This window comes from Thermoactinomyces sp. CICC 10521 (assembly GCF_016055135.1).
Lineage (GTDB): Bacteria > Bacillota > Bacilli > Thermoactinomycetales > Thermoactinomycetaceae > Thermoactinomyces_A > Thermoactinomyces_A daqus.
In genome coordinates, this window is record NZ_JAECVZ010000016.1 from 1 (window position 1) to 23,409 (window position 23,409).

The following is a 23,409-nucleotide window of genomic DNA, read 5'->3' on the forward strand; positions in this document are numbered from 1 at the left end:
GATGAATTCGTCCTGAACATAGAAACCTTCCTTCGGAATGTTTTTTTATACCTTTTCAACAAAAAAGGCTGTTGACCTTCTTTGTCAACAACCTCAGCATCCCCTTAAGGAGGATGCCGGAAGAAAGTTTCTTCCATGTTTGGTCTTCTTACATGCCAGATTTATATATTCTCAAAACAGCATTGCGGGCATCTCCTGTTTCAGCTCGAAATCTCCCGAATACTCTTGCCAGTCTCCATCAATTCGTGTAATTTAATCACAGCAGTCCCACTCCCTGACTAACCCCATTTCAAAAAATTCAGACGAGCGATGATTTGAAGGGAATCGGGCTTATCTATTGACCACTGCTTCTTCCAATGTAAATGCAACAACTCGCACAATGATTCGCTTGACATAAAGATAGCGAACCAAGGCTTATTGTCCATTTCATGAGAGGGGACGGAGCAATGGAAAAATCAAGCAAACAGATAGACGAATGCCCAGGTTGCGGGCTCAAGCTGCCCAATCAACATTTTGAACTGACCCACAGTTACAATGCAACAAGTGAATGCTATCAAAAATACACTGAACTTACCTATTATACACTTAGCAAGCAAGACATCAATTTCATTCATCAACATGCTGTCGATGCATACGCTGCTCAGCATTCCGGAAATGAAATGAAAAATATCACCACTGCTTTTGCGTTAATTGGATTGTATTATGCCATTGAACATGGTTACAGCGGAAAACTAGTACAGCTTTGCAACCTCCGGATAAATCATCCTTTTCGCTAACTGTTTGTGATGTTTTGAAAGAAAAACCGGGAGAAATTCGAGATGTAATGCTTCGAAAATGGATGCATGATGTCTGGGAAAGTTGGAAATATCAACAGAATTGGGTAAAAGACATCTGCCGTACTCTCTTGAAATAAAGGTTTCTGTTCATAAAAACTGTTTTTTAAAGCATTGATGGATTGCGATCAGACTTTCATTTGAAGTATAGCGAAAACAGTCATAAATTGCAGGAGGCAGAAATGATATCGAGCTATTGCGAGCGCTTGCGAAATACTTGCCGTTGAAACCGGTCTTGAGTCTTCCCAAGCAAAGCAAGCTACGCTTCGTCGTATTCCAACCGCCCATCATGCCAAGAATAAAGAGGAACATACAATCATTTATATAAATCCAAAAATCAATATTGAAGGGAAAACAAAATAAAATTCAATACTTATCAAGATTGATTTTGAAATATAAAATAGACTATGCATTTTCATAGAGAGATCTGGAGCTTCACCTAAATAAATCCAAAAGGGGGCATGTATTTTGTCGCAGGAAAATCCGGCAATAACGGAAATGGATTCGGAACAAAAAAAGAAGAAAGTTCCCGCCGACTCCTCACAACCTTTGTGGAAGACGCTTGTGATCTTCTTAATCCCGTTAGTATTCAGTAATGTTTTACAATCTTTGGGCGGCACGGTCAGTTCGGTTCTCATCGGCCAAAAAATCGGGGAGGATGCTTTGGCAGCGGCCAGCGCAGTATTTCCGCTCACTTTTTTTCTCATCTCTTTTGTGATCGGATTGGGGAGTGCAAGCTCGGTTCTCATCGGTCAGGCCTTCGGCAGCAAAAATATCGAGAGGATGAAGGCAACAGTAGGAACCTCTCTTTCGTTCAGCTTCTTGCTGGGGATCTTATCTTTGACAATCGGGCTTGTTTTTTCAGACCAATTGCTGAACCTGATCGGTATTCCCGAAGAGATCAAATCAGATTCGGAAAAATATATGCAGATGCTGTTTGCAGGATTGCCCATGCTGTTTCTCTATGTGATTTACACCACCTTGTTGCGCGGTACGGGCGATTCCAAAACGCCTTTCTACTTTCTCGTCATCAGCACAGGGGTGACGATTTTGCTCACCCCCTTATTCCTGTTCGGGTGGGGTGTGCCGGAGATGGGATTGGAAGGAGCAGCTCTAGCGCAAATCTTGGCCAGTTTCATTACATTCATCATTTTGATCCTCTACCTGCTTAAAACCCGCCATCCACTCGCACTGGATAAAACCACGCTGAAGAAGCTGAAACTTGATCCGCAGATTTTACGCCTGATGATCAAGATCGGTTTGCCGACGAGTATCCAGATGATTGTCATTTCGTTATCAGAGATCGCCATTGTCACTTTTGTGAACCATTTCGGTGCACAAGCAACAGCCGCTTACGGCGCTATTAATCAGGTGATCAACTATGTGCAGATCCCGGCCATGAGCCTGGCAATTGCCATCGGTATTTTCGGGGCCCAGATGATCGGTGCCAATCAACAAGATCGCCTGGGAGAATTGGTGAAAACGACTGTCCGTCTCAACTATTTGATCGGGATTGTTTTGTCGGGATTGATCTATATATTCAGCCGGCAGATTTTTTCTTTGTTTTTAACCGACCCGTCTACCATCACTGTAGCGCAAAAGTCATTGTACCTCACTTTATGGGCCTTTATCCTCCTCGGGCATGTGATCATTTTGTCCGGTTTGATGCGTTCGAGCGGAACGGTTTTCTGGCCCACATCGCTGATTATTTTATCTGTCATTCTTGCGGAAATCCCTGCAGCCTACATTTTTTCGCGGACAGTGGGATTGTATGGGGTCTGGCTCGCCTATCCCGTTTCATTCACCGTTGCTCTGATCGGACAATATGTGTACTATCACAGGTTCTGGAAACGCAAAACACACCAGCGTTTCTTTGACAGACCTGAGGAATCGGGAACGTAACCCGACAGCAGCCCGTCCAACCGGATGGGCTGCTTTTTTCATGGTAAGATCGCCGGATTTTTTAAAATAATCAGGACAATTTCTTTCTTTTATCGTTTATAATGATGTTGTAAGCGTTTTATGCAACCGCTTGCACAAAATCTCTACTGCATCTGAGGTGTTTACACATGCGTTTTACCCGTTTCCTCACCTGTTCCCTGCTCTTGCTGTTGATTTTGCCTCTTTCTTTTTCACCTCCGGTTGCCAAGGCTGCGTCCAACGACAACAATGTCGAATGGGACGGATTGTTTCATGACCAGGGCCCTCTTTTCGACCTTGCGCCCGAGCCCACCTCCACCCAGAGTGTCACGCTGAAGCTGCGTACCTTCAAAGGCGATATCACCAGCGCCAATATCAAATATTGGGATACAGCGGACAATGCATTTCACTGGATCCCGATGGTCTGGGATTCCAATGATCCGACCGGAACTTTCGATTACTGGAGAGGAACGATCCCTGCCAGCTCTTCCATCAAGTATTACCGTTTTCAGATCAATGATGGTTCCAGCACTGTATGGTACAATGCCTACGGCCCTTCTTCCAGCGAACCCAGTTCCGGTGACTTTTTCATTATCCCCGACTTCAAGACACCGGATTGGCTGAAAAACGGGGTTATGTACCAGATCTTCCCCGATCGTTTCTACAATGGAAATCCTTCCAATGATGTGCAAACCGGTGAATACACCTACAATGGCACCCCCACCGAAAAAAAGGCTTGGGGAAACAGTGTTTACGCAGATCCCGGCTATAATAACAGCCTGGTCTTCTTCGGCGGGGACCTCGAGGGAATCGACCAAAAACTGGGATATATCAAGAATACAGTGGGAGCGAATATCCTTTATCTCAATCCCATCTTCAAGGCTCCGACCAACCACAAATACGACACGCAAGATTATATGACGGTCGATCCGGCATTCGGCACCAATTCCACTTTGCAAACGCTGGCCAGCCACATCCACAGCTCGGCAAACGGGCCAAAAGGCTATTTGATTCTTGATGGCGTTTTCAATCATACGGGAGACAGCCATCCCTGGTTTGACAAATACAACAACTTCAGCACGCAAGGCGCATACGAGTCCAAATCAAGTCCGTGGTTTAATTATTACACATTTACCGCCTGGCCCAATTCCTACGCTTCTTTCCTGGGTTTCAGCAGTTTGCCCAAGTTGAATTACGGCCAAAGCGGTTCGGCGGTTCGGGGGATCATCTACAACAACACCGATTCAATCGCCAAAAGTTATCTGAACTCTCCTTACTCCATTGACGGCTGGCGTTTGGATGCCGCTCAATATGTGGATGCCAACGGAAATAACGGAAGCGATGCAACCAATCACCAGATTTGGAGCGAATTCCGCAATGCCGTGAAAGGAGTAAACAGAAACGCAGCCATCATTGGAGAATATTGGGGAAACGCCAATCCCTGGACAGCGCAGGGAAACCAATGGGATGCAGCCACCAATTTTGATGGTTTCACTCAACCCGTTTCCGAATGGATCACCGGAAAAGATTATCAAAATAATCCCGCTTCGCTCAGCACTTCGCAGTTTGACAGTTGGTTAAGAGGAACGCGGGCTAACTATCCGACAAATGTCCAGCAATCGATGATGAATTTCCTTTCCAACCATGATATTCCCCGTTTTGGCACGCGGGCAGAAGGCGACATATGGAAAACCTACCTGGCCCTGTTCTTCCAAATGACATATGTCGGCACTCCGACGATTTATTATGGCGATGAATACGGGATGCAAGGCGGGGCCGACCCGGACAACCGGCGTACCTTTGACTGGTCCCAGGGCACGTCCTCCAACAGCGCCGTCGCCCTTACGCGGAAGCTCATTTCCATCCGCAATGAGTATCCTGCGCTCCGTACCGGTTCCTTTATGACCTTGCTGACAGATGATCCAAATAAAATTTACGCATATGGCCGTTTTGATGCCAAGAACCGAATTGCAGTCGTCCTCAATAACGATACCGTCAGCCACACGGTTACAGTCCCCGTCTGGCAGCTCAGCATGACCAACGGCAGCACGGTCACGGACAAAATCAGCGGCAAAACTTATACAGTGCAAAATGGTACCGTCACCATCACGATAAATGGACACTACGGCGCGATTTTAGCCCAGTGAGCGTGGTTTGCAGAAATGGGAGAGCACCGATTTCCGAAACAAAAGGATCGGTGCTCTTTTTTGATCAGGGGCAACATTAACATTTCATATACATAATATTCAATCCCATTTACCATGATAAACAAACTTGGCAACGAGAAAGATGTGCGAAACCTTTCCGGCCGGTTTTTTCAATCACTTTTTCTATAGATATTGTGCTGATCACAACTAACAACCACCCATACCATAGTTTCAATTTCTTAATATATTACAAAATCCAAAGAAAGGATTATAGCGATGAGAATACTACTCGCTACGTTCTGGGCGGTTCCGCATTTGGGTGGAGTATGGAACTATATGACTCAACTTAAAAACAAGCTTGATTCTCTGGGCCATCAGGTAGATTTACTCGGATATGGGCATGACAATAACTATATTCACATGGTTACCCAAGACCGCAAACTGGCAAAAGAGATGCTTCTGCCTTTGGTTTATTCCAAACTCAACCAACAAAATTCGCTCATTCACAGTCAAAATGAAGTTGTGAGATACACCGAACTTCAACGTTACTGTTATCAGATCGCCGCCTTTCACTTTGGTTTGCAAAACTATGATGTCATCCATACGCAAGATGTGATTTCAACCGGATGCATCAACGGGGCGAAACCAAAAGAAGTCCCTCTTGTAGCCACTCTGCATGGTTCTGTCGCTCATGAGATGAGGTACCAGTTAAAGACCATTCATAAATCTCCCACTTCCCACCTGGCCCGAGAGTACTTTGACAAACTCGAATATATCGGAGCGACGTCCGCCGAATACACGATTGTGTCAAACAATTGGTTAAAACGAATTCTGACCAATGAATTTCTGGTTCCAGAAGGACAGGTAAAAGTGTTTCCCTATGGATACAACACAGAGGATTTCATCAGGCGAATCGGGGAGCCATGCTCGCTTCAGACTCCGGCCAACAAAAAAGTGATTCTTTATACGGGCCGGCTGGTCGAACTGAAAGGAATTCACCATCTGATTTCCGCTCTGGGCCAATTGAAACAGCTGCGGGATGATTGGGTTTGCTGGATTGTCGGGGACGGTGAAAAGAAGGCGGAGTTGCAGGTACAAAGCATGACATCGGGATTGGACAAAGACATTCTCTTTCTCGGGAAACGGGATGACGTCCCCAGTTTGTTGGCTCGTGCAGATCTCTTCGTGTTCCCCTCTCTCTTTGATAACCAGCCGTTGTCCGTGATTGAAGCACAACTCGCCGGAAAGCCCGTGATTGTAACGGATGCAGGCGGATTGCCCGAAATGGTTGAGCATGGAGTTACGAGGATCATAGTTCCGGCGGGAGATACAAATGCTTTGTGCGCGCAAATGAATTTATTGCTGGAAGACGAAGCATACCGAAAGCGACTCGGAACAAACGCAAGAAACTGAGGATTGATTCATTGGGATCAGGATAAAGCGGTTAACAGAGTCTTGACAGTTTACAACAGCGCCATTTCCAATAAGCGTAAACGATGGTGATTCCTGAATTTCAGGAAAATTAGATTTTGGCTTAAGGGGTTGGGAGAATGAAATTGAAAGATTTATATGGGAAGTATGACGCAATTTTTAGTTTGGGCGATCTTTGCCTGGCGGCCCTGCAGCTCAGAAAAAACAATTTACGGCCGTATTCGGGCGTGTTGGATTGGATGGCTTCCCCTTCTTTATCTGATCAACCGCCTTTTGCGGAATCGCTTTATCGGTTTTATGGAGTTGCCCAATTTGAGAATTATCGGGTATTCCACGGGAGTGGATTCGAAAGAACCGCATATCTGCATATCAGATGATGCCTATAACATCGTTTCTTCTCATGATTTTAAAGCAGACAGAAATACGCTCACCCAATTAAACACCTATCCCGAAGTGAAAGAGAAATTGAACCGGCGGATTCAACGATTTTTGGAGAAGACCGCTACCTGTAAGCGAATTCTCTTTGTAAGGACTGAAGGTACATTGCAACAAGCTCAAGAACTTCAAACTGTTTTGTCGGGAATGGTCACCCATGATTTTCGCATTCTCCTGATCAATCATACTGATGTAAACGGCATTGTCGAGAAAAACTGGTCACTGGAAAAAGTTTGTGCATTGGAATTACCCAATAAGGAGATATGGGAAGGAAATGACCATCACTGGCGAACGATTTTATCCGGAATTCAACTTGTCTGAAAAGGAAAGGGGGGGGAAACCAATGTTTCAGGATGCAGTTATTTTGGTGGCAGGCGGGACCGGTTCATGCGGAACTGAACTGGTACGCAAACTGTTGGAACTGAAGCCAAGAAAATCATCGTTTTTTCCAGAAATGAAACGAGCCATGTACAAATGAAAAGAATGATGGAAGATCCCCGACTCAGCTTTTGCATCGGCGACATCCGGGATCGGGAAGCATTGATCAAATCCTGCAAAGGGGTCGATTATGTATTTCATCTGGCAGCACTGAAGCATGTCCCCGTTTGTGAAGAGCAACCGCTCGAGGCCCTGAAAACCAATGTCATCGGTACTCAAAACGTGATTGAGGCAGCGATCATAAACAAAGTGAAAAAGGTAATCAATATTTCGACCGACAAAGCTGCAAATCCGGTCAACTTTTACGGGATGACGAAGGCCATCGCGGAAAAACTGACCGTTTACGCCAATAAAATTTGTTTGCAAACCAAATCCATCAATGTAAGAAGTGGCAATATCCTGGGAACCAACGGGAGTGTCCTTCAGTTATTTAAAGATTAAAATTACTGATAAAAGAATGACCCGATTCTTTTTGCCTCCAAAAGATACCCCTGCTCAAAGCAGCCATCGACGGAAGAGGGGGAGAGATTTTTATTATGAACTCACCCGCATGCAGGATTCTCGACTTGGCCGAAGTCTTGATCGAAGCATCCGGAAAAAAGAATGTCCGGATTGTTGAAATCGGCGCCAGAGCAGGAGAAAAGCTCCATGAAGTTCTGATTTCCGATTATGAAAAAGAGCATACCGTAATCGATCATGAAAACTATATCATCGTTCTTCCGACAATTGATCTTCCGGGGCTGAAGCAGTTTTATTCCCATGCCAAGCCGGCAAAGATGGAAAATTTCAGTTCTACCGATTTTTTGATGACCAAAGAAGAAATTAAGCAAATGCTGGTAGAGAGCGGATTTCTCAAGTGAAGAAGGTGAATGGACGAAAACACTTGTGGCTGCCCGGTCATTTAAATCCGAGCAGCTTTTTTAATTTGGTCAAAAAAGCATGTTACAAAGGGGAAAAACCGTTTTTCATCCGTCTCGGGGTGGTTATTGAGGTGTTAAACCGGTCGATATCCCCAGTCTGTTCCAGGCATTAATCGTGTTGATGGCCATGATCAGAGCGACAAATTCTTTTTCATCAAAATATTTTCGTACTTCTTGATATAGATCATCCGGAACCCCTTGTTCAGAGATCAGAGTAACTGCCTCGGTCAGGGCCAAGGCTGCGCGTTCTTTTTCTGTATAACAGGGGGATTCACGCCAGGCATTCAACATATAAATCCTTTGTTCAGATTCTCCCATTTTTCGAGCGTCTTGCGTGTGCATATTCAAACAGAAAGCGCAGCCATTGATTTGCGAGGCACGGATTTTGATTAGTTCGTAAAGTTTGGGGTCCAATCCACTTTGCTTGACGAATTTCTCCAGTCCATACATGGCAGTGTAAGCTTCAGGACTTACCTCCTGGGCCTTTATTCGCATGGTCATTCTCCTTTCAAAGGATATCGGGGATAGATATTATCTATAATTATATTGAAAAAAATGACATGTTACTGGCCGATTTGAACCACTCCATCGTTTTCTTCTTACTTCTTTCGGGATCTCCGCTTCCAACATGACCAAATTGATCCGGCAGGGGGCTGAATTCAAGCAGGAAGGAATCCCATTTTCCCGACACAAAATACACTCGCTGGTGATATTTCTGCACTGGAAAATGGGTTTTGATCCTTCGATTGCAACAACGACATCCCAAAAAGAGATGGATTTCGCACTTTTGCCAGCTCAAAACCGCCTTTTGCTCCCGGGATGGAACGGATGATCTCCTCTTTGGCCAGCTTCGTGAAGATTTTGGATCAATAGGATTCAGATACACCTTGATATTTGGCTGATTCCTTGATCCCTTGATCCCGACCGGTTGGTTCGCTGGTGGATTCACAAGACGAACCAAACCATGCAAGGCATATTCTACCCCAACACTGCAATGCATCTCGGGACAACTCCAGTTGCTATTATAGATAACATCTATCTATAATATATCCTTTCATGCCATGACAAACAACATTAATTTGCAATAAAACCTAACTGGCCCTCCCGTTTTGCAATTCCCACTTAAACTGTTGTTCCACCAGCTTTCGGTAAAGCGGATGATCTCTGAGCAGCTGTTCGTGGTTGCCCATCCCTGTCACCCTTCCTTTTTCCAGAACCAAAATCTGGTCGGCATCAACCACAGTGGATAAACGGTGCGCGATGACGAGCGTGGTCCGCCCCTTCATCAGATTTTGCAGTGCTTCCTGAACCACTTTCTCCGAAGTGGAATCCAAAGCCGATGTCGCTTCGTCCAGCATCAGGATTTTGGGATCATGCAGAATCGCCCGGGCAATGGCAATCCGCTGTCGCTGCCCTCCGGATAACATGATCCCCCGTTCGCCTACTTCTGTATCAAACCCGTTGGGCAACTGCCTGATGAACTCATCCGCATAAGCAAGTTCGGCCGCTCTCTCCAGCTCTTCATCCGAAACTTCGCGATCCATCCCATAACAGATATTTTCCCGTATCGTTCCTGCCAAAAGCGGACTTTCCTGGGATACATAACTGATCTCACTGCGCCATTGCCGGAGCCCGAATTCGGAAAGCGGCGTATCGCCGAGGCGGATTGCTCCTTCTGTCGGCTGATAGAACCGCTCCAACAGCGCAAAGAGCGTTGTTTTCCCACTTCCGCTCGGACCGACAATCGCCGTGATCTTGCCGGGATGAATGGTAAAACTCACACCGTGAATAACCGTTTCATGGTCTGGATAAGCAAATTTGACCTGATCAAAATGGATCGGCTGGGACAGATCAATCTTTTTGTTCCCGGAGTTCACTTCTTCCTGCTCATGATCCAAAATTTGCATCAACCGTTCGGTGGCCCCCATCGCTTTTTGCACACTGGTAACAAAGCGGGTCATCATGGTGAGCGGCATGATGATTTGGAACAAATACAGAATAAAGGCGACCAGGTCTCCCGCACTCAAAGCACCAGATGCAACGCGATATCCCCCATAACCGATGATCACGACGAGCATGAACATCATCACAAAGGACATCATCGGCTGCAGGACCGCCGTCCATTTTGCCTCTTTCAGGCTGACTTGAAACAGATGATCAATTTTTTGTTCTCCGTTTTTCTTTTCCACCTGCTCAGCCACATACGCTTTAACCAGGCGAATTTCCGAAACAACCTGTGTGAGCAGGCTGGTGAAACTGGCCATCTCCCCTTGCAAACTCTTGGAAATCGAATACATTTTCCTCCCGATCGGCCGCATAATGAAAAAAATGATCGGGACAGAAGTAAGCATGACCAGCGTCATTGACCAATCCAGATAGAGCAAAACCACTAATGAGCCGATCAGAGAGATGACTCCGGTAAAAATCGAAACCAACTCCACACTGATTAAATTTTTGATCACGGCTGTGTCGTTATTGATGCGGCTCACTGTTTCCCCGGACTGATGATGATCAAAATAGGAAACAGGAAGTACCAAAGTTTTATTCCACAGGCGTTTACGCAGATTGGCGACCACTTTTTCCCCGAGGAAAGCCAGAAAATAGGTGGAAAAACCGGCTGAAGCCGCCTGAATGATAAAAGATCCGAGCAGAAGCAGGATCGTTTTCAGATCCAATGATTTGACTGTCATCACATCAATGATATTTTTGGTGAACCATGGCACGACCAGGCTGGCAATGGTTGAAACCAGACTCAATCCCAAGATAAGAACGACTAAAAATTTGGGTAATGCGCGTAGATCGACCAAATCGATAAACTGCTTTAATGTTACTTTCACAGCGGGTCTTGTTTGTTCCATCCATAAACCTCCAAACTAGATTTCATAACCGCAAGGAATCGTGACGATCATTTTTGTTCCCTCACCGAGTCTGCTCTCGACCTCGATTTTTCCGCCGTGCATATCGATGATTTTTTTCACAATGGCCAGACCGAGACCGCTGCCCCCGACGGAACGATTCCGGGATTTGTCAGCTTTATAAAACCGATCAAATATATGCGCCTGGTCTTCCTCGGCAATGCCGATTCCCGTGTCAGCGAGGATCACCTCGGCAAATTTTCCTTTTTGCCGCAATTGAATCTTGATACAACCACCTTCCGGAGTAAATTTAATACTGTTGCTGATCAGATTCACCCACAGTTGATTCATCAAATCTTCATCCGCCACGATGCGGAGCTCATCAAGGGATATATCCATCTCCATTGACTTTTCTTCCCATTGCGGTTCCAATGAGAGAATGACCTGCCTCAGTTGCTTGTCCAAACGATATGGTTTGGGATCAAACGGATGATTTGCTGACTCCAGCGAGGTCAGTTTGAGCAAGTTCTCGCTTAATTTGGATAACCGGGTGCTTTCCTTTTCAATAATTTTGAGATAACGCCAGCGTGCTTCCGGACTGAGCTGATCGTTTTGCAGGGCATTGGCAAAGCCGCGGATTGAAGTGAGCGGGGATTGAATTTCGTGCGAGACATTGGAAATGAACTCTTGCCTCATCTGTTCCATCCGGTTGAGTTCCTCTGCCATATGGTTAATGCTGTCAAAGATCTTCCCAAACGGATGATTTTGTTCCGTCAGTTTTTGTGCATTCAGTTTGACTCGGAAGTTGCCTTTGGCGATCTGCCGCAAAGCGTCGGTCATCGTGTTTAATACGTCAGATCGCTTCGAATTTTTAGTCCTGCCAATCAAAAATACGGTCAATCCGAAAATCAAAAAGGCAAGCGTTTCACTCAGAATGTATCGGATGAAGTCACCGGGCTGCGGGATAAAACCAAAGAGACCGAAAGTGATTGCATAAGCGACGGATGAACATAAGAGGATCAGCATCCATACTTTCGCGATATTAGAGACGATTCGCCACCTGCTCATGAATCATCCTCCAACCGATAGCCCAATCCCCGAACCGTCCGGATTCTGAACAAAGATTCTTCTTCGGGAAACCGTTCCCGCAGCCGCTTGATATGAACATCAACGGTTCGCTCATCGCCCATGAAATCGTATCCCCAGATTTCTTCGATCAGCTGATCTCTGGAAAACGTTTTTCCCGGATAACTGGCCAGCTTAAAAAGGAGTTCGAATTCTTTCAAGGGAAGAACCATACTGCGGCCATCCATAACCACTTCATAAGTTTTGCGATTAAGAAGCATTTTCCCAACCTGGACGGTTTGTGAGATATTAATTTGATACCGTCTGAGGAGCGCCTTTACTCTTACCACCAATTCAAGCGGTTCAAACGGCTTTACCAGATAATCATCCGTTCCCAACTCAAACCCTTTTACCTTTTGCGATGTTTCCCCTTTAGCGGTAAGCATCAGCAAAGGAATATCATAATGCTCTCTCAGTTCCCTGCACAATTCCCATCCATCCATGTTTGGCATCATGACATCCAGAATCACCAAGTCTACTTTTACGGATTCCAGCAGTTTGAGCGCTTCGCACCCGTCCGCTGCTTCATAAAGGGAAAAACCCTCATTACTTAAAAAAAGTTTAATCAGTTCCCGAATGTGAGGATCATCATCCACGATTAAAATTTTGATCATCCTTAATCCATCACCTTCTTGGTTTTGCTGGACACTAAGAGGATATATCAAGTTTATGAACTCAATATGAATGGACTTGAGGAGAAGTTTTCTGATATTGCTTTGATTCGATTTGTGAAGCAAACAAATTTGCGGTTATTTTCATGTTTGGCAAATTGACTTAATCAAGGCGAGAACCCTTGCTTGCTCAAATAGATTTGGTCGTTTGAGAATACTTTTTTCAGCCTGTCATATACGATGCGATATGCTGAAGGATCATACCATTCTTCCAAACCCAATTCTTTGTACACTGAAAAAATCCCCAATTTCCCGGTTCGCTTCCCTCCGCTGCCGTCTCCCATGAAATAATCATCCACACAGACACGATCGACCAATCGCAACTTTTCCGGAAACTCCTCGCTGCTGGGCAACACCGGAGCAATTGTCGCCTGGGTCGGTACGCCTGCATCGGATAAAAGACGCAGCGTCTTTAACCTGGCGCTGATCGGCGGGGCATCGGGCGTAAAATGTTTACGCATATCTTCCCTGTCTGTTTCAATGGTCATGCTGATTCGGACTCTGTCTTTTAAAAGAAGAAATAAATCAATATCTCTGCGTACCAAAGGGCTCCTGGTCTGCACAAACAAAAAATCCGGTTTATTTTCCACCATTACTTCCAACAAGGATCTCGTTACTCTCTCCTTGTACTCGATCGGCTGATAAGGGTCTGTGCTGGATGACATAAAAATGGTCACTTTTCCTTGTTTCTTGGCCCTCTTAAGCTCTTTGTGCAGTAAGTCTGCAGCATTTTTCTTGATGTCCACCCAGCTTCCCCATTCCTCTTTACGGAACAACGAAACAGGCATTTGACGCACATAACAGTAGGAACAGCCAAATGCACAACCAGTATACGGATTGAGAGAATAACTATAATCCGAAAGAAACCCTGTTCCTTTATTCAAAAGCCTTTTTGGGTATTTGTAAAAAAAATCACTCTTCATACCGAATCCTCCATATAACGGAAACAGCGTTTATTTGTATACACTCACACTCATGCGTTCCCGCGGATTGATGATCACCTCTACACAGTATAACCCGGATCACGGCCGAAAGGGTCCGATCTTTACTTCTGAAGCTATATCAGGACAGCTTCGATGCGACCTTATTCTTCGCCCTTTCGGACTTCACTCCCCATTGCGCTTCGGGCCAATTCCTCATTCACAAAAAGCATGATTCCTTTTTTGGTATGTAGACAGCCTGATTTATCACCTTCAAGAATAGGTTCCGATAATGTAAGATTATCGGAACTTATTTTATGTAAGGTGCTGCACAGGACAGAAGGGAAAATTCATCCGCCGTCTTCGAAATCAGAAAATACACTCTTAAAGCAAACCAAATGATCTGAACTGGAGAACATTGCGCTCAATCGAAAACAAATATCACGATCCAATAAAAAAACCGCCCGAGCAGGCGGTATTGTTATCCAAAAGCCTCAATGTAGCGAAAAAGCATCTGAAAGGAACCACCGCTACAGAGTATTCCCCTGTCCGCTTCAACCAATAAGAGCTTTGACGGAATCGGGACAATTCTCACGGTCGGGCTGTTGAACAGTCCATTCCTCATCCAAATTAAAAATACTCCATGTCAGGCATTTAAAAGATAACGGATGAATAACCCGCAGATTACTCCGACCACAACAGAAGGAAGAAACATTTTAAACATCTTCATTGCCACGAAAGTAATAAAACAGGCGACCAGAACCGGAAGAGAAATGACGATCCGCCCATCCGTCGGCACGAAGATTTGTTTGATGATCAGCGCCGAAATAATTCCGACAGGAACATAATGAAAATATAAACGCAAAGCAGGGCTCATCTTTCGCCCGGCCATCAATTCGAGCCCGATGATGCGCGAAAGATAAGTGGAAGCCGCCAGCAAACCGATTAAAAGCCAGTTTCTAATCATGCCGGAACCTCCTCTTTACATAAAGACCGACAAGTGGTGATAAAACACCTGTCAGGATGAGTGTAAAATTGTTACCGGGAAAAAAATATTCAAGCACAACGGCAATGACAGCCGCGGAGAGTGCCGTTGCAATGACCGGATTTTCCTTGAGACCGGGGATGAGAAGAGCCGTAAAGGTGACCGGAAATGCCAGATCCAATCCCCATTGCTGCGGATCCATCCGGTTTCCGATCAAAGCCCCGCTGAGCGAAGAAATGATCCAAGCCAAATACAAAGTGCCTGTCACAATCGCATAATACAACGGGTCAGGTCCGTATCTTTTAAACCTGGCGCTCCCTAAAACAAACGGTTCATCTGTAACTCCAAATGATAATAACCATCTCCACTTCCCGGCAGGCGCAATTCCCTGGGCCAAGGCGGCACCATAGAGCAAATTGCGCAGATTTAACAAAACGGTGGTAAAAAGAATATTGGTCAGATTTGCATCCGCCGCCAACATTGCCACGGTAACCATTTGGACAGACCCGGAAAAAACCAGCAGGGACATTCCCACGGTCTCCGCCAAACCGAATTTGGCTTGTGAAGCGAGTACACCATAAGATAAACCGTAGGCGGCAATGGCGATTGCTAATGGCAAAGCTTCAATCAAACCGGATCTTACGCTCTTTTTTTCATCCACTTTGCACACATCCCTTTCTCTTTTTTAAGGATGTAAACGAAAAACCAAAAGTATATTATAATTAACTTATAGTTTATTATAATATATAAAAGGATAAAATACCTTGTTTTTTAATCAAAGGAGGAAAAAATGGACATCGAAAGTCCGTGGGAAGAAGGATCCGTGGGAAAGCGCATCGGCGCAAATCTGCGGCAATTACGAATCAACAGGGGGATCAGCCTGGAAGCTTTGGCCAAGCAAATCAATGTCAGCAAATTAACATTGATCAAAATCGAACGCGGCGAAGGGAACCCTACCCTGTCCGTCATCTGGAAAATCGCAAACGGCCTGAATATCCCGATTACCGCGCTGTTGTCGATTGAAGCGGATGTCTCCATCGCCCGCAAAAAGGACGGACTGAAGCTGAGCAGCTCAAACGAGGTGTTTGTCGCTGAACCATTGTTTTCTTCTTATGGCTCGTTTGAACTTTATCGGGGTTACTTGCAGCCGGGAGGGGAATATCTGTCGGAAGCACACCGGCCAGGGGTGATGGAATTTGTAACCGTTATGTCCGGCCGGTTAACGGTCGAAGTGGACCGGGAAACTTACTGCTTGGATGAGTACGATTCCATTCGTTTTAAAGGAGATCGTCCCCATAAATATATCAATCCATCCTCTGCGTTGACGATCCTTCACTTTGTCATTTCCTATACTCATCCCTAGAGGAACGAAGAGGCTTTCGCTCTTTGCCAACAGCCTCCATCCCTTCATTCGGGAGATCTGAAACGGTTTTTCCCTCGTCTATTTCTTGGCGGACAGAGGGAAACCATCATCTCCCTTCCTTTTTGCTCATCAACAGGAACGGTTTATGCATTGTTTTGCGTATACGTAGTTGGTTTGTATAACAAACCAATTTGTATAAAAAATCAATTTCCTTCTCTTGAATAATCACCTATGACATTGTGATCCATCTCCCCCTCCTTGCGAAAGGATATATTTCTCATACTTACTCATTTTGCTTCTTTTCTATCTTTGCTCGTATAAAATTCGCTATAATGATTTTGTAGGTGATTCATGTGAAAACAATCGAATACTTTTTGGAATTACGTCTACAACTCAAAGATATTAAAGAATATCAATCGTTCTATATGAGCATCAGCGAACTGGCAGATTTGCTTTATTGCACCCCGCGCAATGCAAAGCGATTGTTAAAAAGCATGGGGAATGAAGGACTCATCTATTGGAAACCGGGCGGAGGACGGGGAAATCGGTCCAAACTGCAATTCAGGCGATCCTTAAACGATATTTTGCCTTTCTATGTTCAATGTTTGGTTGGACAGGGAAAATTCAAAGAGGCGATCCGCTGGATCAAAAGCGAAGGGGTTCCCCGCGAAGCCCGCGAGCAATGTTATCGGTTGTTGTTGAAGGAGTTAAGTTTTCCTCATATTCAGGTCAATGAATTAAACCAACTGAAAAAAAATCCGTCTCAATCATTCACCCCGACCATGATTGCCACCACAACCGGCAGATGGCTGCTGATCGATCGTGAACATTCACATAAGGGAAAATCGCAGAAAATGAAATTGAAATAGCTTCATAACAGATCCCCTCCTTCCGGGATGAACCGTACAGGAGGGGATCTGGTTATTTTGCCACGTCTTTTTTTCCTTTAACAAGAGGAGCGATCCGGTCGATGCGATTAGTCCAAATCCATCCATTATAGTCCGGCGGGATTCGCTTTAAATCCCCTGCCGTATCAAATCCTCGGGAGAAATCTCCGCTCCCCGCGACAAGGATCACCCGGGTTCCGGCCTGATCCATCCGGTCGAGAAAACGGGTGGGCCATCCCCACAACAACGGGGCAAACTTCTCCGGGATATGCAATTCCGTCTTTTCGCACGCTTCCGGTACCACCCCTGTCCAGCCGATCGCCAAATAGCGCAAAAGGCATCCCTTTTCCGTCGCCTTGGACATAACCCGCATATCGGGCAGCTTTTTCTTGAGCGCTGCGATCGGTTCGTCACCACCATATACCGCCAACTGCTCACGTCTTTCAACCGGCAGTTTGGCCAGGTGGTCGGCCAGCTGAATCCCCTCTGTCGGGTCATTGCTTTTCACATCGATCAAAAACATCCGGTTCGGAAATGCCTCCAACACTTCCTCGAGCGATGGCATAAGACCAACGCCTTTGCCCCGGAATGGGTAGGTTTTGCCACCGTCAGCCGTGTAGCCGTATCCGATATCCAGGGACTTCAACTCTTTCATCGTATGGTCGCGGGTCACCCCGGTTCCGTTGGTGCGACAGTCAAGGGTCCAGTCGTGAAAGATGGCAAACTGACCATCCTTCGTCGGTTGCACGTCAAATTCAACCATATCGGCTCCCTTGTTAAAAGCGGCCCGCATCGAAGCTATCGTGTTTTCCAGATAGGGATGTTCCGGCGGGTAAATGCGCTGTGCGGTACAAGTGTCATTTGTCAGTCCGGTCATGTTAAAAGTTTGGGCCAACCCCCGGTGCGCAAGAAGATGCGGCTGCCCGGCGGGCGCTTTTGCAAACAGCGAGCTGTTGTTAACATAAATGAAAATGAGAATCGCGAAGCAGATCCAAAAACTTTTTCGTTTCAGCACTTTTTTAGCAAATTTCCCTAACCTGTTAGATCCTCTCATATTCCCCTCCACTATCCGATAAGAGCGATTCAACATCGATTGTATCAGGGAATCACGTTTAAAAAAGGTTCCTTTTCCTTCGTGTTTGTCCCCGTTTTGGCAAAAATTAAAAAAGAATGTTCATCCCTGCTTAAGGAGCCGGTCTATATCGTGAAGGGATCATTTTATCTCAATATTATTTTTTGGATAAAATAGTGTATTGCTCGATATCTTTAACAATTCGATTGATGGATTGATGCCAAAAGTCCGGCCGGGAAAGCTTTATATGAAAGTGATCGTCAGCTAATTCTTCTATGGGTTTTGTTCCTGATTCTTTTAGAAAATACGTAAACTTTTGGGCAAATTGCTTTCCTTCTTTCTTTGCTGTTTCCAGAAGACCTACACTGAACAAATAACCAAAAGTATAAGGATAGTTGTAGAAAGGTACATCTGTTCTGTAAAACTGTATTGCTTTTATCCATTGAAAAGGCTGATATTGACTGAGACTGCCTCCAAAAGCTTCCTTCTGAGCTTCCATCGACAATTCCTCAATTTGACTGGCACTCAAGGGCCCAGATTTCCTTTTTTCATAGAAACGGGTTTCAAACAAATAAGCTCCCCTGACGGCCATCAGGTAATTGATACTCCTTTGCATTTTCCAATTGAGCAAGGATTTTTTCGTTTTTCGATCTTTTGACTCCCGGATCACGGTATCCACCAAAGCCAATTCAAAGAAAATGGAAGAGGTTTCGGCAATCGTCATTGGAAATTGGTCTTCCAGCAAGAATAAGGAGAGGCGGTCTTCCAGTTGACGATAATGCCAAGCGTGTCCCAGTTCATGAGCCAGAATCCGAACGCTCTCCATATTATTGTCATAGCGAAGGGAAATACGGGATTCCTTATCACTGATAAATGGAGCACAGAATCCATTTGAGGGCTTGTGCTTAAACGGTACGGCGTCCACCCACCCGTTGGCAAGGGCATATTGGGCAAAGTCACCCATATCCGGGCTCAGATCGTTTAACGCTTGAATGATCCATTCTACCCCACTGGGGAAAGGAATGGATTCCTGATGATCGTCGGGGGATAGCGTCATCAGTTGGTGCCATGAGAGTTGACTTTCTCCGGATTCGGATGCTTTCAAACCGAGATATGGAATAAGCTGAGGAAGATATCCATCAATTGCTTTCCACATTGCATCCAGCGTGGACCGGGCAATGCGATTTGATTTTAATGATTCTTCCAACAAATCTTTTTTGGCGGAACCGCAGAGTGTCAATCGAAAGCCGGCAATATGATTCAACACGGACGCAAATAACCCGGAATCCCGTTCCAAGGTTTGCGTAAGCGATTTGAACAGTCGTTCGCGCTGATATGGATCTGGATCGTTTAAGGCAATTCGATTCGCCTCACCGAAAGAGAGTTTTTTTTGATTTGCCTCGTCATGGACTGTGACTTCCAGTTTGTTCCGAAGCTGGATATACAAATCCTCCCATGCTTTCAACCCATCCACGGCAAGCTCCGCTGCAAAATCCTCCAAGACTCGGTAAGGGGAATTTCTTGTCTCGCGAAGTGCGGAAATTTCTGAAATAAAAGGGCGAATGGCAGGTTGATGAATCAGTTGTTCGAACTGATCATCGCTCATGGAGGCGAGACGGTGCCCCAAATCAGACAATAGGGTACGTATTCTGACTTTCAGAGAGGAGACACGGCTTTGTAATGAGGTAAGAATGGGATGTCCAGGGGTTTCAGCAGAAAGGCAATAATAAAATGAGTCTGCTTTTTCAATCTGTCTGACTGATTGAGATAAAAACAGAAGTTGGTCTTCATTGATCAAGTCAAAATCAGCGGATGATGTTTGAAAACGGTCGCTTAAACAAGTCAATGCAACCTCTAATTCCTTCAATTCTTTGGAAAGTGTGACTTCGATTTCTCCAGGATACAGGGAGTGGAGATCCCAGCGTGTTGGTCCGTCTGCCATCGGTTTCAATATGCAAATCCCTCCTTAAGTCTTGACTTTAAAGGCTACCTGTTTTAATATTCAGACATCCTCCCTTCAAATCTTATTTTTATATGAATTCATCACATTCATCAATCTTTCAGCTGCATGATCGCCAAAACATAACTCCAAATTTGCTTTTGATTCAGCAGCTGCTTCAGATGAATAAGCAAACATTTTTTCCTCATATATTTCGATTGCTTTTGAAACATTGTTTTGATTATCCATAATCGCTAACGCTAAATGATAAGCATCAAACATCGCCAGATTGACGCCTTCACCGGCAAACGGAGACATTAAGTGTGCAGCATCTCCAATCAGCGTGATCCTTGGATGGCGTTGCCATTTAAATCCGACTGGTAACATATAAATTCGCCGGGGAATTATTGTATCTTCTGCATAACGAATATAATTTTTCAATTGTTCATCCCAGTCGCCAAATAAGTCCAAAATGGCCTCTTTTGCTTTTTTCGGTTTGTTAAAAGGAATACCGCAACGGTCCAACCAATCCCGATTCACTTTCAGGCCAACATACACCTTAATCGTACCATTTCCGTTTAACTGACCAATAATGCCTTTTCCTTCATCAAGAGCAAATACTGTACCACGTTTATGAAATGACGCCAAATCAGGATGGTTCACAGCTGCGTTTACCACATTCATTTCCAACATCGTAAGACCTGAATAAGAAATATCCTCAGAAGCCAGTATTGGCCGCACCCGGGAAAATGCACCGTCTGCACCGATCACCAAATCTGCAATCTCAATCTGTCCGTTTTCAAAATGCAATTCGGTTTTGCCATTTTCCAATGGGATGCATTTATCAAGTTTATATCCATATTGAATGCACTCTTTATCTAACGCATTTAATAGTAATGCACATAATTCCCCCCGATCTATTTCCGGCCTGGCCCCATATTCTTCATCTGCATCCTCATCCAAATAAATCTTTCCTGTTTTATCAAACAAACGAAAGTCTTCACCCTCAAAACGGGCTTTGCTCAGAAATTGTTCATATACACCTGCTTCTTTTAAAGCTAACTGCCCAGTATCTTCGTGAATATCCAAAGATCCACCTCTCTCCATATTTTTATCATCGGGTTCACGTTCATAAATCGTCGCTTTTATTCCGTTACGCTGTAAAATCAGGGCTAACATCAAGCCGCCCGGACCGCCACCGATGATCGCAATTGACTTTTCTTGCAATGTCATGATCCAAAACTCCTTTCCAAAAAAATTAGTTAACCTTATAAAATAATAAGAGCACCTAATTTGTTTTGTCAATGAATAAATTCCTATTATTCAGGATACTGGATAAACAGATGGGTATAAACTTTCTGGTCAATGTTTTTTAAAATCCCCTGATAAATTCTCCGCTGAAACGATTTTTCCCCATACCATTCCTAACTTCAGGTCAAATCTTTTAACTGCAAAACTTGATAAAGTGATCCCAATCATTGTCACTCATATAAAAACCATCTGCTCTTTTCTCATATTTAATGCCCTTTTCATCCATACATTTTACCATTCGGCGAAAGATCACCATGATTTTTTCGTGGTTCTGTCGATGAACAGCCAACCATAACAAGCATTAAGAGAGATAAAGTGGAGATGGACATGAAAAGGTTTCTCATCCTAATTCCTCCCTTCAAGGATATCTTATACTAATACAAACAATAAAACTAATCAAAATTTTATTATACATAATAATTATCTGAACGAGAAGTGAATGATTCTTTTTTCGGTACGGTGACCCCTGTTTTTATATTCGGATCACCCCGACATCGAATATAATATATAAACGCTGATAGAGAAAGGAGCGGTCCCATGCTGGCGACTTTAAAAACCGTTCTGGTTGGAAAGACAAAAACCTTTCTTTTTCCTCCTGAGGGAAAACCGTGGCACAGCGCAATTAACAAAACAGAAACAGAAGGTGCCGTCTGGCTTGGAAGGACCAAACTTGAGGGGGATGATCAAGCGGATTTGAAGCATCATGGCGGACCGGAAAAGGCAGTACTGGGTTATGCTGACTCCCATTATCCCCTTTGGCGGCAGGAATTGAACCTCAGCGATTTTACCTACGGCGCATTTGGCGAAAATTTTGTCATCACTGATCAAACGGAAGAAACCGTATGCATCGGAGATATCTATCAAATCGGAAAGGCCATCTTGCAGATTTCCCAACCGCGTATTCCATGTTGGAAACCTGCCCGCCTTTGGGGGATCGATGACCTGACCAAGCGGATGGAAACAACCGGGCGGACCGGCTGGTATTTTCGCGTTCTGCAGGAAGGGGAGGTTCAAGCCGGGGAACAAGTGAGATTGCTTGATCGCCCCCACTCCGAATGGACAGTCTCCAAATGCAATGATCTTCTCCACCATAAGAAAGGTGATCAGAAAGCGTTCCTGGAGCTGGCTGCTTGTCCCGCATTGGCTGAAAGTTGGAGGAACATGTTAACCAAGCTGGCCGCGCGCATGTGACTTCTGCCTTTACCGGAGACGGGCCTTTTTTCACGGTCCGTTATTCATGAACCAGATGTTGGTTTATATTCATCTGAATCAAAATCAGTTCGTGATCAGGGGATAATTCAAAAATGTTCATTCCGGTATTATCCTGGCTGAGACGGCGATAGTTGCTCAGCGGCATCCCCAACATACCGGCGAGATAAATACGGTTAAACGAACTGTGAGCAACCACCAAAACCGTATCATCCGGATGCTTTTGCGCAAGTTCGGCAAAAAAGGACCTGCCCCGCTCCAATACCTCACAGGCTGTTTCCCCGGTACGACCTGCCCTGAATACTGCCGGGTTCAGGCACCACATTTCCCAGGATTCAGGGTCGGTCTTTGTAAACTCCGGCCGCGTTTTCCCTTCCCACTCTCCGAAATCCACCTCAACGATTCGCTCATCGCTCCGAACCGGAAGATCATGGTGCCGGGCGATGATTTCGGCAGTCGCACGCGCGCGTTTTAAAGTGGAGGCATAAGCGGCCGTAAAAGGAACCCCTTGCAAATACTCACTCACCCATTCGGCTTGTCTTTTTCCTGTCGCGGATAAATTGAGATCCGTCCGCCCGCAGTACCGGTTACCGTCATGATTCCATTCTGTCTCTCCATGCCTCAGCAAATAGACTCTGGTCAATCCGTTCCCTCCCACCGAAACATCCTTTTGATCGATAAAAGCATGGTAAGTAACGTATTTGAAGCAACATGGCTCGCGCCGCGGCAGTATAATTTGCAGCAACCTCTTCCCCCGATAAATTCTCGATATCCCGCAGGCATAACGTTCAATAAACGCGACTCCTTCCAGCTTAGCAGCAAAAGACACGGAAGCAGAAAGGGGGTCAATCCGAAAAGGAAACATATCCGCTGTTTACCTTGCCCCCGGCATCCAACAGCCTCCCGGATGCCGATGATTATAAAGGTGACCGTGCCAAACGTCAATCT

General features: G+C 45.1%; 17 protein-coding genes and 3 pseudogenes. 9 read left to right on the forward strand and 11 right to left on the reverse strand.

Annotation, left to right across the window (positions count from 1 at the left end; genetic code table 11):
* Positions 1–446 precede the first annotated feature (446 nt).
* The 6 genes and pseudogenes from I8U17_RS11640 to I8U17_RS11665 all read left to right on the forward strand — a co-directional run bounded on the left by I8U17_RS11640 (position 447) and on the right by I8U17_RS11665 (position 8,064).
* A pseudogene (locus I8U17_RS11640) lies at positions 447–913 on the forward strand (DUF5946 family protein).
* Between the two features lie 418 nt (positions 914–1,331).
* Positions 1,332–2,735 carry an MATE family efflux transporter gene (locus I8U17_RS11645; protein WP_198059465.1) on the forward strand — a complete coding sequence of 468 codons (1,404 nt, stop codon included), beginning with the start codon at positions 1,332–1,334 and terminating at the stop codon, positions 2,733–2,735.
* A 167-nt stretch (positions 2,736–2,902) separates the two neighbouring features.
* Complete coding sequence (locus I8U17_RS11650) at positions 2,903–4,900, forward strand: glycoside hydrolase family 13 protein (protein WP_198056399.1); 1,998 nt, start codon at positions 2,903–2,905, stop codon at positions 4,898–4,900.
* Positions 4,901–5,176: 276 nt separating this feature from the next.
* The gene (locus I8U17_RS11655) at positions 5,177–6,313 is read left to right on the forward strand and encodes a glycosyltransferase family 4 protein (protein WP_198056398.1); all 1,137 of its coding nucleotides are present in this window, start codon (positions 5,177–5,179) and stop codon (positions 6,311–6,313) included.
* Between the two features lie 137 nt (positions 6,314–6,450).
* A pseudogene (locus tag I8U17_RS11660) lies at positions 6,451–7,087 on the forward strand (DUF1796 family putative cysteine peptidase).
* Positions 7,088–7,109: 22 nt separating this feature from the next.
* Positions 7,110–8,064: pseudogene (locus tag I8U17_RS11665) on the forward strand (polysaccharide biosynthesis protein).
* Between the two features lie 123 nt (positions 8,065–8,187).
* Here I8U17_RS11665 and I8U17_RS11670 read toward each other — a convergent pair.
* The 7 genes from I8U17_RS11670 to I8U17_RS11705 form a co-directional block, all read right to left on the reverse strand.
* Positions 8,188–8,625 (reverse strand): carboxymuconolactone decarboxylase family protein, encoded by a 438-nt coding sequence (locus tag I8U17_RS11670; RefSeq protein ID WP_198056397.1) that lies wholly within the window; start codon positions 8,623–8,625, stop codon positions 8,188–8,190.
* Between the two features lie 590 nt (positions 8,626–9,215).
* A complete protein-coding gene (locus I8U17_RS11680) occupies positions 9,216–10,982 on the reverse strand; it encodes an ABC transporter ATP-binding protein (RefSeq protein WP_198059445.1) in 1,767 nt (588 codons plus the stop codon).
* 15 nt (positions 10,983–10,997) lie between these two features.
* Positions 10,998–12,047 carry a sensor histidine kinase gene (locus tag I8U17_RS11685; RefSeq protein ID WP_081944018.1) on the reverse strand — a complete coding sequence of 350 codons (1,050 nt, stop codon included), beginning with the start codon at positions 12,045–12,047 and terminating at the stop codon, positions 10,998–11,000.
* A complete protein-coding gene (locus I8U17_RS11690; protein ID WP_033102268.1) occupies positions 12,044–12,718 on the reverse strand; it encodes a response regulator transcription factor in 675 nt (224 codons plus the stop codon). Before I8U17_RS11690 ends, I8U17_RS11685 begins: the two co-directional genes overlap by 4 nt.
* Positions 12,719–12,882: 164 nt before the next feature.
* Positions 12,883–13,698: an SPL family radical SAM protein gene (locus I8U17_RS11695; RefSeq protein ID WP_033102269.1), complete on the reverse strand. Its 816-nt coding sequence runs from the start codon at positions 13,696–13,698 to the stop codon at positions 12,883–12,885.
* A gap of 643 nt (positions 13,699–14,341) precedes the next feature.
* Positions 14,342–14,662, reverse strand: coding sequence for an AzlD domain-containing protein (locus I8U17_RS11700; protein WP_198059446.1), 321 nt, complete (start codon positions 14,660–14,662; stop codon positions 14,342–14,344).
* On the reverse strand, positions 14,655–15,341 hold the full coding sequence (locus tag I8U17_RS11705) for an AzlC family ABC transporter permease (protein ID WP_198059447.1): 687 nt from the start codon (positions 15,339–15,341) through the stop codon (positions 14,655–14,657). The genes I8U17_RS11700 and I8U17_RS11705 overlap by 8 nt, the downstream gene beginning before the upstream one ends.
* Positions 15,342–15,470: 129 nt before the next feature.
* Here I8U17_RS11705 and I8U17_RS11710 point away from each other — a divergent pair, with 129 nt between their 5' ends.
* Complete coding sequence (locus tag I8U17_RS11710) at positions 15,471–16,043, forward strand: helix-turn-helix domain-containing protein (RefSeq protein WP_181735456.1); 573 nt, start codon at positions 15,471–15,473, stop codon at positions 16,041–16,043.
* A gap of 353 nt (positions 16,044–16,396) precedes the next feature.
* Entirely contained in the window at positions 16,397–16,912 is a 516-nt protein-coding gene (locus I8U17_RS11715) for an SgrR family transcriptional regulator (RefSeq protein ID WP_198059448.1), read from the forward strand.
* A gap of 52 nt (positions 16,913–16,964) precedes the next feature.
* On the opposite strand, the gene I8U17_RS11720 is transcribed toward I8U17_RS11715, so the two are convergent.
* The 3 genes from I8U17_RS11720 to I8U17_RS11730 form a co-directional block, all read right to left on the reverse strand.
* Positions 16,965–17,984, reverse strand: coding sequence for a glycerophosphodiester phosphodiesterase family protein (locus I8U17_RS11720; protein WP_198059449.1), 1,020 nt, complete (start codon positions 17,982–17,984; stop codon positions 16,965–16,967).
* Positions 17,985–18,159: 175 nt separating this feature from the next.
* Positions 18,160–19,944, reverse strand: coding sequence for a M3 family metallopeptidase (locus I8U17_RS11725; RefSeq protein WP_232331066.1), 1,785 nt, complete (start codon positions 19,942–19,944; stop codon positions 18,160–18,162).
* A gap of 75 nt (positions 19,945–20,019) precedes the next feature.
* Positions 20,020–21,174 carry an FAD-dependent oxidoreductase gene (locus I8U17_RS11730; RefSeq protein WP_198059451.1) on the reverse strand — a complete coding sequence of 385 codons (1,155 nt, stop codon included), beginning with the start codon at positions 21,172–21,174 and terminating at the stop codon, positions 20,020–20,022.
* Positions 21,175–21,789: 615 nt separating this feature from the next.
* On the opposite strand from I8U17_RS11730, the gene I8U17_RS11735 reads away from it, so the two are divergent.
* Positions 21,790–22,443: an MOSC domain-containing protein gene (locus I8U17_RS11735; RefSeq protein ID WP_198059452.1), complete on the forward strand. Its 654-nt coding sequence runs from the start codon at positions 21,790–21,792 to the stop codon at positions 22,441–22,443.
* Positions 22,444–22,483: 40 nt separating this feature from the next.
* Here the strand turns inward: I8U17_RS11735 and I8U17_RS11740 are convergent, their stop codons facing one another.
* Positions 22,484–23,104, reverse strand: a complete 621-nt coding sequence (locus I8U17_RS11740) for a histidine phosphatase family protein (protein ID WP_033102312.1) — start codon at positions 23,102–23,104, stop codon at positions 22,484–22,486.
* Positions 23,105–23,409: the final 305 nt, after the last annotated feature.

Bases quoted from the DNA above. Each gene is read 5' to 3' on its own strand.
- I8U17_RS11645 (WP_198059465.1), top strand. From the start codon at position 1,332: ATGGATTCGGAACAAAAAAAGAAGAAAGTTCCCGCCGACTCCTCACAA.
- I8U17_RS11650 (WP_198056399.1), top strand. From the start codon at position 2,903: ATGCGTTTTACCCGTTTCCTCACCTGTTCCCTGCTCTTGCTGTTGATT.
- I8U17_RS11655 (WP_198056398.1), top strand. From the start codon at position 5,177: ATGAGAATACTACTCGCTACGTTCTGGGCGGTTCCGCATTTGGGTGGA.
- I8U17_RS11670 (WP_198056397.1), bottom strand. From the start codon at position 8,625: ATGACCATGCGAATAAAGGCCCAGGAGGTAAGTCCTGAAGCTTACACT.
- I8U17_RS11680 (WP_198059445.1), bottom strand. From the start codon at position 10,982: ATGGAACAAACAAGACCCGCTGTGAAAGTAACATTAAAGCAGTTTATC.
- I8U17_RS11685 (WP_081944018.1), bottom strand. From the start codon at position 12,047: ATGAGCAGGTGGCGAATCGTCTCTAATATCGCGAAAGTATGGATGCTG.
- I8U17_RS11690 (WP_033102268.1), bottom strand. From the start codon at position 12,718: ATGATCAAAATTTTAATCGTGGATGATGATCCTCACATTCGGGAACTG.
- I8U17_RS11695 (WP_033102269.1), bottom strand. From the start codon at position 13,698: ATGAAGAGTGATTTTTTTTACAAATACCCAAAAAGGCTTTTGAATAAA.
- I8U17_RS11700 (WP_198059446.1), bottom strand. From the start codon at position 14,662: ATGATTAGAAACTGGCTTTTAATCGGTTTGCTGGCGGCTTCCACTTAT.
- I8U17_RS11710 (WP_181735456.1), top strand. From the start codon at position 15,471: ATGGACATCGAAAGTCCGTGGGAAGAAGGATCCGTGGGAAAGCGCATC.
- I8U17_RS11720 (WP_198059449.1), bottom strand. From the start codon at position 17,984: ATGAGAGGATCTAACAGGTTAGGGAAATTTGCTAAAAAAGTGCTGAAA.
- I8U17_RS11725 (WP_232331066.1), bottom strand. From the start codon at position 19,944: ATGGCAGACGGACCAACACGCTGGGATCTCCACTCCCTGTATCCTGGA.
- I8U17_RS11730 (WP_198059451.1), bottom strand. From the start codon at position 21,174: ATGACATTGCAAGAAAAGTCAATTGCGATCATCGGTGGCGGTCCGGGC.
- I8U17_RS11735 (WP_198059452.1), top strand. From the start codon at position 21,790: ATGCTGGCGACTTTAAAAACCGTTCTGGTTGGAAAGACAAAAACCTTT.